This is a genomic window from Pseudoxanthomonas sp. 97-1-1, from assembly GCF_057773125.1.
Window position 1 is genome coordinate 424,139 of the sequence record NZ_JBYMTJ010000002.1, and the last position, 13,952, is coordinate 438,090.

The window sequence follows — 13,952 nt, forward strand, 5'->3', positions numbered from 1 at the left end:
ATCCGCGGAGCGGCGCTTGAGCAGCAACAGTTTCGGAAAACTCCTCACGGTCACCACGTTCGGCGAATCGCACGGGCCGGCGATCGGCTGCGTGGTCGACGGCTGCCCGCCGGGGCTCGAGATTGCGCCGGAGGAATTCCGCCACGACCTGGAGCGCCGCGCCACCGGCAAGTCGCGGCACACCTCCGCGCGCCGCGAGGCCGATGAGGTCGAGATTCTCAGCGGCGTCTACGAAGGCCGCACCACCGGCACGCCGATCGCGCTGCTGATCCGCAACACCGACCAGCGCAGCAAGGACTACGCGGACATCGCGCGGCAGTTCCGTCCCGGCCATGCCGACTACACCTACTGGCAGAAGTACGGCATCCGCGACCCGCGTGGCGGCGGGCGCTCGTCCGCGCGCGAAACCACCATGCGCGTGGCCGCCGGCGTGATCGCCAAGAAGTGGCTGCTGCAGCGGTACGGCGTGATGGTGCGCGGTTACCTGTCGCAACTCGGGCCGATCACCCCCGACGGTTTCGACTGGAGCGCGGTGGAAGACAATCCGTTCTTCTGGCCGCATGCCGCGCAGGTGCCGGCGCTGGAAACCTACATGGACGCGCTGCGCAAATCGGGCGATTCCATCGGCGCACGCGTCAATGTCGTTGCCGATGGCGTGCCGGCCGGCTGGGGCGAGCCGATCTACGGCAAGCTCGACGGCGACCTGGCGGCCGCATTGATGAGCATCAACGCCGTGAAGGGCGTGGAGATCGGTGACGGCTTCGCGGCGGTCACCCAGAAGGGCACCGAGCATCGCGATCTGATGACGCCAGCGGGCTTCCTGTCCAACCATGCGGGCGGCATTCTCGGCGGCATATCGACCGGCCAGCAGGTCACCGCCTCCATCGTGTTGAAGCCCACCTCCAGCCTGCGCCTGCCCGGCGCCACGGTGGACGTGGACGGCAGTACCGTGGACGTCATCACCACCGGCCGCCATGACCCGTGCGTCGGCATCCGCGCCACGCCGATCGCCGAGGCGATGATGGCGCTGGTGCTGATGGACCAGGCGCTGCGCCACCGCGCGCAATGCGGCGACGTGGGCGAAGTGCCGCCACACATTCCCGGCAGCGTCGATGGCTGAGTCGCGGCCGCGTGTCTGGGTGTCGCAGCCGCTGTTCGACGATATCGTCGGACGGCTTGCCGCGCACTTCGACATACGTTCGACGGCAGAAGTCACCGAGTACACGCCGCAGGCCATCGCCGCGGCATTGCGTGACAGCGCGGGTGCGCTGGTGACGCTGAACGAACGCATCGGCCTCCGGGAAATCGCCGATGCGCCGCAATTGCGCGCCATCGCCAACGTCGGCGTGGGCTACAACAACCTTGACGTCGATGCGCTGACACGGGCGGGCATCGTCGCGACCAATACCCCGGAGGTGTTGACCGAGACCACCGCCGACTTCGGTTTCGCGCTGCTGATGGCGACCGCGCGACGCATCACCGAGGCCGAGCGCTGGCTGCGTGACGGGCAGTGGCAGCAGTGGTCGTTCGGTACGCTGCTTGGCGCCGACCTGCATGGCAGCACACTGGGCATCGTGGGCATGGGTCGCATCGGGCAGGGCATCGCACGGCGCGCGCGTGGCTTCGACATGCGCGTGCTGTACCACAACCGCAGTCGCCTGCCGCAGGCGATCGAGCAGGAGTGTGGCGCGGCCTACGCCGGCTTCGACGACCTGCTCGCACGGGCCGACCACGTGATGCTGGTGTTGCCGTACTCGCCGCAGGCACACCATCTGGTCGACGCGTCGGCGCTGGCGAAGATGAAGCCGACGGCCACGCTGGTGAACATCGCGCGTGGCGGCATCGTCGATGAGGTGGCACTGGCCGACGCGCTGGCCAGCGGCCGGCTGGCCGCTGCAGGGCTGGATGTCTACGAAGGCGAACCGGCCGTGCGCCCGGAGCTGCTGGCGCTGCGCAACGTGGTGCTGACCCCGCACATTGCCAGCGCCAGCCTGGCCACGCGCCGTGCCATGGTCTCGCTGGCGGTGGACAATCTGATCGCCGCGCTCGGTGAAGGCCCGGATGCGGGCAATCCGCCGACGCCGGTCAATCCGGATGCGCTGGCCATTGCCGGCACCACCAAAACCATCATCGCCAAACGACAGGGAGCCTGAGGCACGCCCGCAGGTTCCCCGAACACAGCCAACACGTGTCTGCTGTCTTCATTCCTTTCTTCGCGAAAACCCATCCATGAGCAACCAGAACCGAACCTTCAACATCGCCGTCGTGGGCGCCACCGGCGCCGTCGGCGAAACCATGTTGTCCATCCTGGCCGAACGCAACTTCCCCGTCGGCAAGCTCGTCGCACTGGCCTCCGAGCGCTCCGCCGGCAGCACCGTCGAGTTCAACGGCGAGAAAATCACCGTGCAGGACCTGGCCACCTTCGATCCCGCCGGCATCGACATCGCGCTATTCTCCGCAGGCGGCGGCATTTCCAAGGAGTTCGCGCCGAAGTTCGCTGCGGCAGGCGCCGTCGTCATCGACAACTCCTCGGCGTTCCGCTACGACGCCGACATCCCGCTGGTCGTCAGCGAGGTGAATCCGGAGCAGGTGCAGAACCGCCCGCGCGGCATCATCGCCAACCCGAACTGCTCGACCATGCAGATGCTGGTGGCACTGGCCCCGATCCATCGCAAGTACGGGATCGAGCGCATCAACGTGGCGACCTATCAGTCGGTGTCCGGTGCTGGCCGTTCCGCGCTGGAAGAGCTTGGCCGCCAGACCGGCGCGCTGCTCAACTTCCAGGACCCGGATCCGCAGCGCTTCCCGGTGCAGATCGCCTTCAACCTGATCCCGCATATCGATGATTTCCTCGACAACGGCTTCACCAAGGAAGAGATGAAGCTGGTGTGGGAGACGCGCAAGATCCTCGGCGACGACAGCATCCAGGTGAATCCCACGGCGGTGCGCGTGCCGGTGTTCTACGGGCACTCCGAAGCCGTGGCCATCGAGACCCGCGACAAGATCACCGCCGCCGAGGCGCGCGCGCTGCTGGAAGCCGCCCCGGGCATCGAAGTCGTCGATGACCGCGCGCCTGGCGGCTATCCCACGCCCGTCACCCACGCCTCCGGCACCGACGCCGTCTACGTGGGCCGCATCCGCGAGGACATCTCGCATCCGCGCGGGCTGAACCTGTGGATCGTGTCCGACAACATCCGCAAGGGCGCGGCCCTGAATGCCGTGCAGGTGGCGGAACTGGTGGCGAAAAACGGCTGAGCGGCTATAGTCGTGGCCGGGAAACATGGGGAAGGGCCGTGAAACCGAAGCACAGACCTCGGGCGGCAAGACTCCTGCTGGCCGGCATGATCGGGCTGGGGCTCGCGTTGCTGAGCAACGTGGCCCTCGCGCTCGGCCTGGGGGAGATCAAGGTCAAATCGCAGCCCGGACAGCCTCTGCTGGCCGAGATTCCGATCATTTCCAGCGAGCCCGGCGAGCTGGAACAGCTGAGCGCGCGCCTGGCGTCGCCGGTGACATTCGAGCGCGTGGGCCTGCCGCGGCCACAGGGCCTGGTCAATGAACTGGATTTCACCGTCGCGCTGGATGATGCGGGGCGCCCCGTGGTCCGCGTCACCAGCCGCACGCCGGTCGATGTGCCGGCAGTCAACTTCCTGATCGAGGTCGATTGGGGGCAAGGCAGGCTGGTACGCGAATACTCCGCGCTCGTGAGTGCGCCAGGAACGCTGGCGGCTGCCGAGCAGCCGGTGATCGACGCGCCTCTGGCGGCGCCCTCGGACACCATCAGCCGAGCGGTCGAGCCGGTCGTCGTGGCGACGCCGGAACCTCCACCCGTGGCGCAACCGGCTCCCGAGGCGCCGGTGCGTGCAGCGCCGGAGCCCGTGGCCACCGCCGCACCCGCGCCGCAGGTTTCCCCGGGCGACACGCTGGCGCCGGTGCGCAGGGGCCAATCGCTGTCGCAGATCGCGGCGCCACTGGCGCGCGAGCAGGGCTACACCCTGGACCAGGCGATGGTGGCACTGCTGCGCGCCAATCCCGACGCCTTCATCAATGGCAACGTAAACCTGCTCAAGCAGGGCGCGGTGCTGCGCGTGCCGGAAACGGCCGAGGCACAGACGATCCTGGAAAGCGAAGCGGCGGCGCTGGTGCGCAGCCAGATCGCCGAGTGGCGGCGCGCGCGCGCGCCGATCCCGCAGCCAGCGGCCGTGGTCGAACCGATGGCGCCTGCTCCGGCGTCTGCGTCGCCCGCGCCCCAGGTGGCGGAAGCGCGCCTGGAAATTGCGCCCGCGGCGACGGGCACGTCGGGTTCTGGAACGCAGTCCGGCCTCAACGCCGGTGGTGAGGGCGAGATGTTGGCGAACGAGCAGTTGCAGCAATCGAAGGAAGACCTGGCCGCGCGCGAAGCGGAAGTGCAGGAACTGCGTTCGCAGGTCGCGGACCTGGAGAAACTCAAGGCACAGCAGGAAAAACTGCTGGCCATGAAGGACAGCGATCTCGCCGCCGCCCAGCAGCGGTTGGCGCAGAGCAATGGCAGTGATGGCGGCGTACCGGTGTGGGCGTGGGCGGGCTTCGGCCTGCTGTTCGCAGGCGCGCTGGCATGGGGCTTCGCACAGCGTCGCAAGCGTCTGTCGCCAGCGCCGGCACCGCGCAGCGGCGTGTTCGGCGAGACACCGGCCGTCAGCCGCGCCGTCGAACTCGCGGCGGGAATGCCGACGGCTCCGGTGGAGGACCCAGCGCCCAGCCCGACGCTGCAACCCGTGATCGTGCCGGCGGCTGCGCCGTCCAGGCCGGCGGCGAAGCCGGCACCGGTCGCGGCCGGTCCCACGTGGCATTCCGGCGGTGCGCCCGCCGCCGTCGCGACGCCTGCCCCGGCACCCGTGGGCCGCGAGCGGCTGGAACTGGCGGTGGCCTACCTGGACCTGGGCGATGTGGTCACGGCGCGCGACCTGTTGAACGAAGTCGCCGCCGGTGGCGACACCGCCGCCCGCGATGAAGCGCTGCAGTTGCTGCGCGAGATCGGATGACCGGGTGATGCGCTGATGCGTTACGCGCTGGGCGTCGAATACGACGGCGGCGGATTCCTGGGCTGGCAGCGGCTGAGCAAGTCCGGCACGCCGGACGACACCACCACCATCCAGGCGGCGCTGGAGGGCGCGCTGTCGTCGGTGGCCAATGCCCAGGTGAACACCATCTGCGCCGGCCGCACCGACGCGGGCGTGCATGCGCAATGCCAGGTGGTGCATTTCGACAGCGATGCCGCGCGCGACCCCCGAGGCTGGCTGCTCGGCACGACGGCGCGGCTTCCGCCTGCGGTGTGTGTGCGCTGGTGCCAGCCGGTGGCGGAGGACTTCCACGCCCGTTTTTCCGCACGCGCGCGCCGCTACCGCTATACGCTCGTGAACCGGTTGGCGCGCCCCGCGCTGGAGCGCCAGTACCTCAGCTGGGAACGGATGCCACTGGACGATGGCGCGATGCATCGTGCCGCGCAGGTACTGCTGGGTGAAAACGACTTCAGCGCGTTCCGCACCGTCCACTGCCAGTCCCCGCATGCGATGCGCAACCTGCATGCGATTTCGGTCACGCGCCATGGCGAGCGTGTCGTGGTGGACGTACAGGCCAATGCCTTCCTGCACCACATGGTGCGCAACATCGTCGGCTCCTTGCTGGTGGTGGGGCGTGGCGAACGGCCCGAAGGCTGGATCGCCGAACTGCTGGCCGGGCGCGACCGCACGGTGGCCGGCCCGACGGCGCCTCCGGATGGGCTGGTCTTCGTCAGTCCGCTGTATCCGCCCCAGTGGAAGATGCCTGCGGAAGTGACGTTGCAGGACGTACCGGGCAGCTCCGCCAGCACGCTGTAGCAGTGCCCTTCCGCGCGACGCTGGTGTGCCGGATCGCGGAAAGCGCCGCACCCGGGTGTGCCCCCACGGGGCCTGCCGAAAGCGGCTACGCTTCTCCCTCGCCTGATCGCCTGCGCCCACCATGCATACCCGCATCAAGTTCTGTGGCCTCACCCGCGCCGAGGATGTCCGCCTCGCCATCGAACTGGGCGTGGACTACCTGGGGCTGGTGTTCGCGCCACGCAGCCCGCGCCACCTGCTGCTGGGCCAGGCGCGCATGCTGCGCGAGCTGGTGCCTGACGAGATCGCGGTCGTTGCCCTGGTGATGGACAACCCACGGGGTGAAGTGGAGCAGATCGTCGAGTCGCTGCAACCGGACGTGTTGCAGTTCCACGGTGCCGAGGACGATGCCTTCGCCGTGTCGTTTGGTCTGCCTTTCTGGAAGGCGATCGCGATGGGCGGGCAGGGCGATGGCGCTTTCGCGACCCTCGCGGCGTTTCCCGGCGCGCAGGGGTTCCTGTTCGACGGTCATGCCGCGGGGGAGCAGGGCGGCAGTGGCCAGCGCTTCGACTGGCGGCGCATGCCGGTCGCCACCGACAAGCCGTTCCTGCTGGCGGGTGGCCTGTCGCCGGAGAACGTGGGGCTGGCGTTGCGCACGGCACGTCCCTGGGGCGTGGATGTGTCCAGCGGCATCGAAGCGAGCCCCGGCATCAAGGATGCCGACAGGATGCGGCGCTTCGTCGACGCAGTGCGCGTGGCGGACGCCCGGCCTTCGCCGTAGGCGCTAGGCGAGTTCCGCGCGCAGCCAGTCGGCCAGCGCTGCGATGCGCAGATCAGGATTGCCGCGTGCGCTGCACAGCGCCCACTCGCCCCCGGTGTCGACGAACCCCCAGGGCGCCACCAGGCGGTCGCTGTCGAGATCGGACTGCACCAGTTCGCGTGGTGCGATAGCGACGCCCAGGCCCGCGATGGCGGCCTCCAGCAGATAGGTGAGGTGGTCGAAGCCGGTGCCCAGGCGCGGCGCGTCCGGCAGTTGCCGGGAGGCGAACCAGCGCGGCCACGCCTGCGGTCGCGAAACGGTGTGCAGGAGGGGCTCGTCCCGCAATGCCGATGGCAGAGCATCACGCAGCGCCGCGAAGCGCGCGTGGTGGGGGCTGAGCACGGGACCGATCTGTTCGGGCGCCAGCGTCCGCACCTGCCATGCCGAAGGCCATGGCGCCTCGCCCAGCAGCAGGGCCGCGTCCAGGCCGGCCGTGGCCAGATCGATCCCGCCTTCCTGTGCGGACAGGTGCAGCGTCAGGTCCGGCAGGTCGGTCGCCAGCCGTTCCAGCCGGGGGATCACCCAGCGCGCAAGCAGGCTGCCGGGACAGCCCAGCACCAACGCGGCCGGCCTTCGTTCGCGCTGCAACGCGCCCCAGCCGGCCTGCAGGCTGGTGAATGCGTCGCCGGCCAGGTCGCGCAGGCGCTGCCCATCGGCAGTCAGCGCGAGGCCTCGCCCTTCACGGACGAACAGCGGCCGGCCCAGCGCATCCTCCAGTGTGCGGATATGGCGACTGATCGCGCCGTGGGTGACATGCAGTTCGCCGGCCGCCCGGCTGAGGCTGCCCAGGCGGGCGGCGACCTCGAAGGCTCGCAGGGCGTTGAGGGGTGGCAGGGAACGTGACATTGCGTGAGTTTAAGTCACGGATCGATGATATTTCATCGTTTTTCCGTTGATGACCTGTGCGCTAGAGTGACAGCCCGTGAAGACTGTCCTGCCGCCCATGCCTGCTCCCGCCGACTACCACGCTTACCCTGATGCCGCCGGCCATTTCGGTCGCCACGGAGGCCGCTTCGTCGCCGAGACCCTGATGGGGCCGCTGCAGGAGCTGGCGGCCGCCTATGACGCCGCGCGGATCGATCCGGCCTTCATCGCTGCCTTCGACAAGGACCTCAAGCACTACGTCGGCCGCCCCAGTCCGATCTACCACGCCGAGCGCCTGAGCCGGGAAGTGGGCGGCGCGCAGATCCTGCTCAAGCGCGAAGACCTGAACCACACCGGCGCGCACAAGATCAACAACACCATCGGCCAGGCCCTGCTGGCCAGCCGGATGGGCAAGAAGCGGATCATCGCCGAGACCGGTGCCGGCCAGCATGGCGTGGCCAGCGCCACCGTCGCCACGCGGCTGGGCCTGGAATGCGTGGTCTACATGGGCGCGACCGACATCGAGCGCCAGAAGATCAACGTCTACCGGATGAAGCTGCTCGGCGCGACCGTGGTGCCGGTGACCAGCGGCTCGGCCACGCTGAAGGACGCGTTGAACGAGGCGATGCGCGACTGGGTGACCAACGTGCACGACACCTTCTACATCATCGGCACCGTCGCCGGCCCGGACCCGTATCCGCGCATGGTGCGCGACTTCAATGCGGTCGTCGGCCGCGAGGCGAGGGTGCAGATGCTGGCCGACTACGGCCGCTTGCCGGACGCGATCACCGCCTGCGTGGGCGGCGGCAGCAACGCGATCGGCCTGTTCCATGCCTTCCTCAACGATTCGGGCGTGCGCATCGTCGGTGCGGAAGCGGCTGGCGACGGCATCGAGACCGGTCGCCATGCGTCCTCTTTGTCGGCAGGGCGCATCGGCGTGCTGCATGGCAACCGCACCTACGTGATCTGCGACGACGACGGGCAGATCATCGAAACCCATTCGATCTCGGCAGGCCTGGATTACCCGGGCGTCGGGCCGGAGCACGCCTTCCTGAAGGACAGCGGGCGCGCCGAGTACGTCGGTGTCACCGACGAGGAGGCGCTCGCGGCGTTCCATCGCCTGACCCGCACCGAGGGCATCCTGCCCGCGCTGGAATCCAGCCACGCCGTCGCGCAGGCGATCAAGCTGGCACGCGATCTGCCGAAGGACCAGCTGGTGCTGTGCAACCTGTCCGGCCGCGGCGACAAGGACGTACACACCATCGCGGCGCGCGAAGGCATCACCCTGTAACCCTGCAGGAGGGGCTTCAGCCCCGACCGTGGACTCCGAAAGCGGTCGGGCTGAAGCCTCTCCTGCAACGGCCGACCCATCCAGCACCGTGAGCACGTCATGTCCCGTTTCGAACACAAATTCGCCGAGTTGAAGGTCGCCAACCGCAAGGCCCTGGTGCCCTTCATCACCGCTGGCGACCCCTCGCTGGAATCCACCGTGCCGGTGATGCATGCGCTGGTAGCTGCCGGTGCCGACGTGATCGAGCTGGGCGTGCCGTTCTCCGACCCGATGGCCGACGGTCCGGTCATCCAGCGCAGCTCGGAGCGCGCGCTGGCGCGAGGGGCCGGCCTGCGCTACGTGCTGGAGGCGGTGGAGGTGTTCCGCCAGCAGGACGATGCCACGCCCATCGTGCTGATGGGCTACCTGAATCCGGTCGAGATCCATGGCCCGGCGCGTTTCGCGCGGGAGGCCGTCGCCGCCGGCGTGGATGGCGTGCTGCTGGTCGACCTGCCGCCGGAAGAAGCCGGCGAGACGCGCGCCATCTTCGACGAGCATGGCCTGGCACTGATCGCACTGGTGTCGCCGACCACCTCGCCGGAACGCCTGCGGATGCTGTGCGATACCGCGCAGGGCTACCTGTATTACGTCAGCTTTGCCGGCGTCACGGGCGCGTCCGACCGCCTGGACATCGGCGCGGCGGGCGGGCGCCTGAAGCAGCTGCGGGTGGACTCCCGTGTGCCGGTGGTGGCCGGCTTCGGCATCAAGGACGCGGCCAGTGCAGCCGCGATGGCTGCCGATGCAGACGGCGTGGTGGTCGGCAGCGCGCTGGTCGCGGCGTTGGCCGAAGCGGGCGCGGACGCACCGGCCCGAGCCTCCGCCTTCCTGGCCCCGCTGCGCGCGGCAATGGACGGCTGAAGCACCGTACGGCTGTGCATGGACGACTGAGCTAAACTGCCGCGCTAATCCATCAGGCCCCTCCCGGGGCAGGCAGCAAGACCACGCATGAGCTGGCTCAGCAAACTGATGCCGTCGGGCATCCGCACCGAAGGCAACGCAGGCAAGAGCAAACGCAGCGTCCCCGAGGGCCTGTGGGAAAAATGCGACCGCTGCGGCGCGGTGCTGTACCGCCCGGAGCTGGAAGAGAACCTGGAGGTCTGCCCGAAGTGCAGCTTCCACATGCCGATCCGCGCCCGCGCCCGCATGGCGGCGTTGTTCGACCCGGGCAGCACGCGCGAGATCGGCGCGGCACTGGGCCCGACCGATGTGTTGAAGTTCAAGGACCAGAAGAAGTACGCCGACCGCATCAAGGCCGCGCAGAAGAGCACCGGCGAGCGCGATGCGCTGATCACCCTGCAGGGCACACTGAAGGGCCGTGACCTGGTCGCCAGCGCGTTCGACTTCGCCTACATGGGCGGCTCGATGGGCTCGGTGGTCGGCGAGCGTTTTTCCCTCGGCGCCGAGAAGGCGCTGGAGATCGGCTCGCCGTTCGTGTGCTTCTCCGCCAGCGGCGGCGCGCGCATGCAGGAAAGCCTGTTCTCGCTGATGCAGATGGCCAAGACCTCCGCCGCGCTCGGCCGCCTTCGCGAGGCCGGCCTGCCGTACATCTCGGTGATGACACACCCCACCACGGGTGGCGTGTCGGCCAGCTTCGCCATGCTGGGCGACATCAACCTGGCTGAGCCCGAAGCACTGATCGGCTTCGCCGGCCCGCGCGTGATCGAGCAGACCGTGCGCGAGACGTTGCCGGAGGGTTTCCAGCGTTCGGAGTTCCTGGTGGCGCACGGCGCCATCGACCAGATCTGCGACCGCCGCGAGCTCCGTGACCGCCTGGCCGACCTGCTGGCGTTGATGATGCGACAGCCCAAGCCCGAACAAAGCGACCTGGTGACCGCATGAGCCGCAAATATTTCGGCACCGATGGCATCCGTGGCCGCGTGGGCACCAGCCCGATCTCCGCCGACTTCGTGCTGCGCCTGGGCAACGCGCTGGGCCGCGTGCTGTGCCAGAACGCCGGCGATGCGCGTCCGGTGGTGGTGATCGGCAAGGACACGCGCATTTCAGGCTACATGTTCGAAGCGGCGCTGGAAGCCGGCCTGGTCGCCGCCGGCGCCGACGTGCAGTTGATGGGCCCGATGCCCACGCCTGCGGTCGCCTTCCTGACCCGCACGCTCGGTGCCGACGCCGGCATCGTGATCAGCGCGTCGCACAACCCGCACTACGACAACGGCATCAAGTTCTTCTCGGCCGAAGGCGAGAAGCTGGATGACGCCACCGAACTGGCCATCGAAGCCGCGCTGGATGCGCCGTTCTTCACCGCCGAATCCGAGAAGCTCGGCAAGGCGATCCGCACCCGTGATGCGGTCGGTCGCTACATGGAATTCTGCAAGGCCAGCGTGCCGCGCCGTTTCGACCTGAAGGGACTGAAGCTGGTGCTGGACTGCGCGCATGGCGCGACGTATCACATCGCACCGCTGCTGTTCCGCGAACTGGGGGCCGACGTCATCACCATCGGCGCCGAGCCGAACGGCGTCAACATCAATGACGGCGTGGGCTCCATGCACATCGACAGCCTGGCTGCGAAGGTGCGCGAGTCCGGTGCCCATCTGGGCATCGCCTTCGATGGCGACGGCGATCGGGTGCTGATGGCCGACGGGCAGGGCACGCCGGTCGACGGCGACCAGCTGATCTATCTGCTGGCGCGTGACTGGCAGGCGAGCGGGCGGTTGCGTGGCCCGGTGGTCGGTACGCTGATGACCAACTACGGCCTGGAACGCGCGCTGGCCAAGCTCGAGATTCCCTTCGTCCGCACCAAGGTCGGCGACCGCTACGTGCACCAGGCACTGGTGGAAGGCAATGCGGTTCTCGGCGGTGAAGCGTCAGGCCATCTGCTGTGCCTGGACCGCACCACCACCGGCGACGCCATCATCGCCGCGCTGCAGGTGCTGGAAGCCCTGAGGCGTCGCAAGGTCTCGCTGCGTGATGCGCTCGATGGCCTGGCGATGCTGCCGCAGAAGACCATCAATGTGAAGCTGGCCAACGGCGCCAAACCCACCGAGGCCGCGAGTGTGCAGGCCGCACTCGCGCAGGCGCAGGCGGCGGTGTCGGGCCGCGGCCGGGCATTCCTGCGCCCTTCCGGCACCGAGCCGGTGGTGCGCGTGACGGTCGAGGCCGATGACGACGCGCTGGTGAAGGACACGCTGGAAACCCTGGCCGAGGCCGTGCGGGCTGCCGCCGCCGCTTGAGCCTGATCAATGAACACCTGGCGCGGGAACGCTTCAATGGCGCTCCCGCGCAACACACCTGTTGGAGCAGAACCGCATGAGTGCCCGCATCCCCACCCTGGACATCACCCGTTTCGACACCGACCGCGAGGCCTTCGTGGCCGAGTTGGGCGCGGCCTACCGCGAATGGGGGTTTGCCGGCATCCGCAACCATGGCATCCCGCAAGCGCAGATCGATGCGGCCTACGACGTGTTCAAGCGTTTCTTCGCACTGCCCGACGAGGCAAAGAAGCAGTATCACGTGGCGGGCGGTGGCGGTGCGCGCGGCTACACGCCGTTCGGCGTGGAGACCGCGAAGGACTCCAAGCACTTCGACCTGAAGGAGTTCTGGCATATCGGGCGCGAGATTCCCGACGATTCGAAGTACCGCGACGTGATGCCGCCGAACCTGTGGCCGGACGAAGTGCCCGGCTTCCGTGAGCACGGCTATGGCCTGTACCAGGCGCTGGACCAGTTGGGTTCGCGCGTGCTGTCGGCGCTGGCGTTGCACATCGGCTTGCCGGAAACCTACTTCGCCGACAAGACGGATTCCGGCAACTCGATCCTGCGCCCCATCCACTACCCGCCGATCACCGCCGACGACATCCCGAACGTGCGTGCCGGCGCGCACGAGGACATCAACCTGATCACGCTGCTGGTGGGTGCCAGCGCCGCGGGCCTGGAAGTGAAGTCGAAGCAGGGCGAGTGGGTGCCGTTCACCTCCGACGCCGACACCATCGTGGTCAACATCGGCGACATGCTGCAGCGCCTGACCAACCACGTGTACCCGTCGACCACGCACCGCGTGACCAACCCGCCGGGCGAGCAGGCGCGCCAGCCGCGCTATTCGGTGCCGTTCTTCCTGCACCCGAATCCGGACTTCCTGATCGACGTGTTGCCGTCCACGGTCACGCCGGACAATCCGAAGCGCTATCCCGAGCCGATCACGGCACAGGGTTATCTGGAAGAGCGCCTGCGCGAGATCAAGCTCAAGTAGGAGCGCCGCGCAGGCAAGAAGCGTCGGAGGATGGCCCGCTCCCGCAGATTGCCAGGCGCCCTGCACGAGCGCCTTGGGCTGGTCGCTCAGTCCAGCGGTCGCACCTTGCGGGAGTTGCGTGCCATCAGCCCCATCGCCCACCGGTACGGCAGCAGCTTCGCGATCGCGTGCAGCAACCGGTAGCGCCATCCCGGCACCACCAGTACCGCGCCACGTTCATTGCCGTCGATGCCGGCCCGCGCCACGTCGGCCGCTTGCAGCCACATCGTCGATGACACGCGCATGCGTGCGCGGGTGCCGGTGACATCGTGGAACTCGGAATAGGTGAAGCCCGGGCACAATGCGGTCACCTTGACGCCGCGCTCGGCATTCTCCAGCGCCAGCGCTTCGCTGAACTTCACCAGGAAGCTCTTGGCCGGCGCATACAGCGTCTGCCCGTCGGCGGCCGGCATCAGGGCGGCGAACGAGGCGACATTGAGGATGCGACCCTCGCCGGAGGCCCGGATCGACGGCAGCAGGCGCCACGTCAGTTCGCAGACTGCGGTCACCATCACCTGCAGGAATGCCGCGTGATCGGACCAGTCGCTGCTGCGATAGCGTCCCGGCAGGCCATAGCCGGCGTTGTTGACCAGGATGCGGACCCTCACCCCGCGCTGCTCCAGTTCGCTGGCCAGCGCGGCGGGCGCCGCAGGGTCGGCCAGGTCGGCGGCCACCACTTCCACGGGCACCTGCGCCTGTAGCTCCTCCGCCAGCGCCTGCAGCCGTTCCGCACGCCGGGCCGTCAACACCAGCGGGACGCCACGGCGGGCATATTCGCGCGCAATCTGCTCGCCGATGCCGCTGGAGGCGCCGGTGACCAGTGCATAGCCGGGGGACTGGGCAGGGGAGGCATCTGGCATGGACGGAT

General features: G+C 68.6%; 13 protein-coding genes. 11 read left to right on the forward strand and 2 right to left on the reverse strand.

The window, feature by feature from the left end; translation table 11 throughout:
- Nucleotides 1-16 precede the first annotated feature (16 nt).
- From aroC to AC3DET_RS09235, 6 genes are all read left to right on the forward strand, one after another.
- A complete protein-coding gene (gene aroC / locus AC3DET_RS09210) occupies nt 17-1,120 on the forward strand; it encodes a chorismate synthase (RefSeq protein WP_488391419.1) in 1,104 nt (367 codons plus the stop codon).
- The gene (locus AC3DET_RS09215) at nt 1,113-2,153 is read left to right on the forward strand and encodes a 2-hydroxyacid dehydrogenase (RefSeq protein ID WP_488391420.1); all 1,041 of its coding nucleotides are present in this window, start codon (nt 1,113-1,115) and stop codon (nt 2,151-2,153) included. Before aroC ends, AC3DET_RS09215 begins: the two co-directional genes overlap by 8 nt.
- Before the next feature lie 76 nt (nt 2,154-2,229).
- The gene (locus AC3DET_RS09220; RefSeq protein ID WP_488391421.1) at nt 2,230-3,255 is read left to right on the forward strand and encodes an aspartate-semialdehyde dehydrogenase; all 1,026 of its coding nucleotides are present in this window, start codon (nt 2,230-2,232) and stop codon (nt 3,253-3,255) included.
- A 38-nt stretch (nt 3,256-3,293) separates the two neighbouring features.
- On the forward strand, nt 3,294-5,018 hold the full coding sequence (locus tag AC3DET_RS09225) for a FimV/HubP family polar landmark protein (protein WP_488391422.1): 1,725 nt from the start codon (nt 3,294-3,296) through the stop codon (nt 5,016-5,018).
- Between the two features lie 15 nt (nt 5,019-5,033).
- On the forward strand, nt 5,034-5,852 hold the full coding sequence (gene truA / locus AC3DET_RS09230) for a tRNA pseudouridine(38-40) synthase TruA (protein WP_488391423.1): 819 nt from the start codon (nt 5,034-5,036) through the stop codon (nt 5,850-5,852).
- A 121-nt stretch (nt 5,853-5,973) separates the two neighbouring features.
- Nucleotides 5,974-6,612, forward strand: coding sequence for a phosphoribosylanthranilate isomerase (locus AC3DET_RS09235; RefSeq protein WP_446538550.1), 639 nt, complete (start codon nt 5,974-5,976; stop codon nt 6,610-6,612).
- A 3-nt stretch (nt 6,613-6,615) separates the two neighbouring features.
- On the opposite strand, the gene AC3DET_RS09240 is transcribed toward AC3DET_RS09235, so the two are convergent.
- Nucleotides 6,616-7,497, reverse strand: a complete 882-nt coding sequence (locus AC3DET_RS09240; RefSeq protein WP_488391424.1) for a LysR family transcriptional regulator — start codon at nt 7,495-7,497, stop codon at nt 6,616-6,618.
- Between the two features lie 97 nt (nt 7,498-7,594).
- On the opposite strand from AC3DET_RS09240, the gene trpB reads away from it, so the two are divergent.
- The 5 genes from trpB to AC3DET_RS09265 all read left to right on the forward strand — a co-directional run bounded on the left by trpB (nt 7,595) and on the right by AC3DET_RS09265 (nt 13,045).
- The gene (trpB, locus tag AC3DET_RS09245; protein ID WP_488391721.1) at nt 7,595-8,806 is read left to right on the forward strand and encodes a tryptophan synthase subunit beta; all 1,212 of its coding nucleotides are present in this window, start codon (nt 7,595-7,597) and stop codon (nt 8,804-8,806) included.
- A gap of 99 nt (nt 8,807-8,905) precedes the next feature.
- Nucleotides 8,906-9,703: a tryptophan synthase subunit alpha gene (gene trpA / locus AC3DET_RS09250; protein ID WP_488391425.1), complete on the forward strand. Its 798-nt coding sequence runs from the start codon at nt 8,906-8,908 to the stop codon at nt 9,701-9,703.
- An 87-nt stretch (nt 9,704-9,790) separates the two neighbouring features.
- Nucleotides 9,791-10,684, forward strand: a complete 894-nt coding sequence (gene accD, locus AC3DET_RS09255) for an acetyl-CoA carboxylase, carboxyltransferase subunit beta (RefSeq protein ID WP_192201423.1) — start codon at nt 9,791-9,793, stop codon at nt 10,682-10,684.
- Complete coding sequence (gene glmM, locus AC3DET_RS09260) at nt 10,681-12,030, forward strand: phosphoglucosamine mutase (RefSeq protein WP_446538546.1); 1,350 nt, start codon at nt 10,681-10,683, stop codon at nt 12,028-12,030. The genes accD and glmM overlap by 4 nt, the downstream gene beginning before the upstream one ends.
- Nucleotides 12,031-12,106: 76 nt before the next feature.
- On the forward strand, nt 12,107-13,045 hold the full coding sequence (locus tag AC3DET_RS09265; RefSeq protein ID WP_446538545.1) for an isopenicillin N synthase family dioxygenase: 939 nt from the start codon (nt 12,107-12,109) through the stop codon (nt 13,043-13,045).
- Between the two features lie 86 nt (nt 13,046-13,131).
- On the opposite strand, the gene AC3DET_RS09270 is transcribed toward AC3DET_RS09265, so the two are convergent.
- Nucleotides 13,132-13,944, reverse strand: a complete 813-nt coding sequence (locus AC3DET_RS09270; RefSeq protein ID WP_488391426.1) for an SDR family NAD(P)-dependent oxidoreductase — start codon at nt 13,942-13,944, stop codon at nt 13,132-13,134.
- Nucleotides 13,945-13,952: the final 8 nt, after the last annotated feature.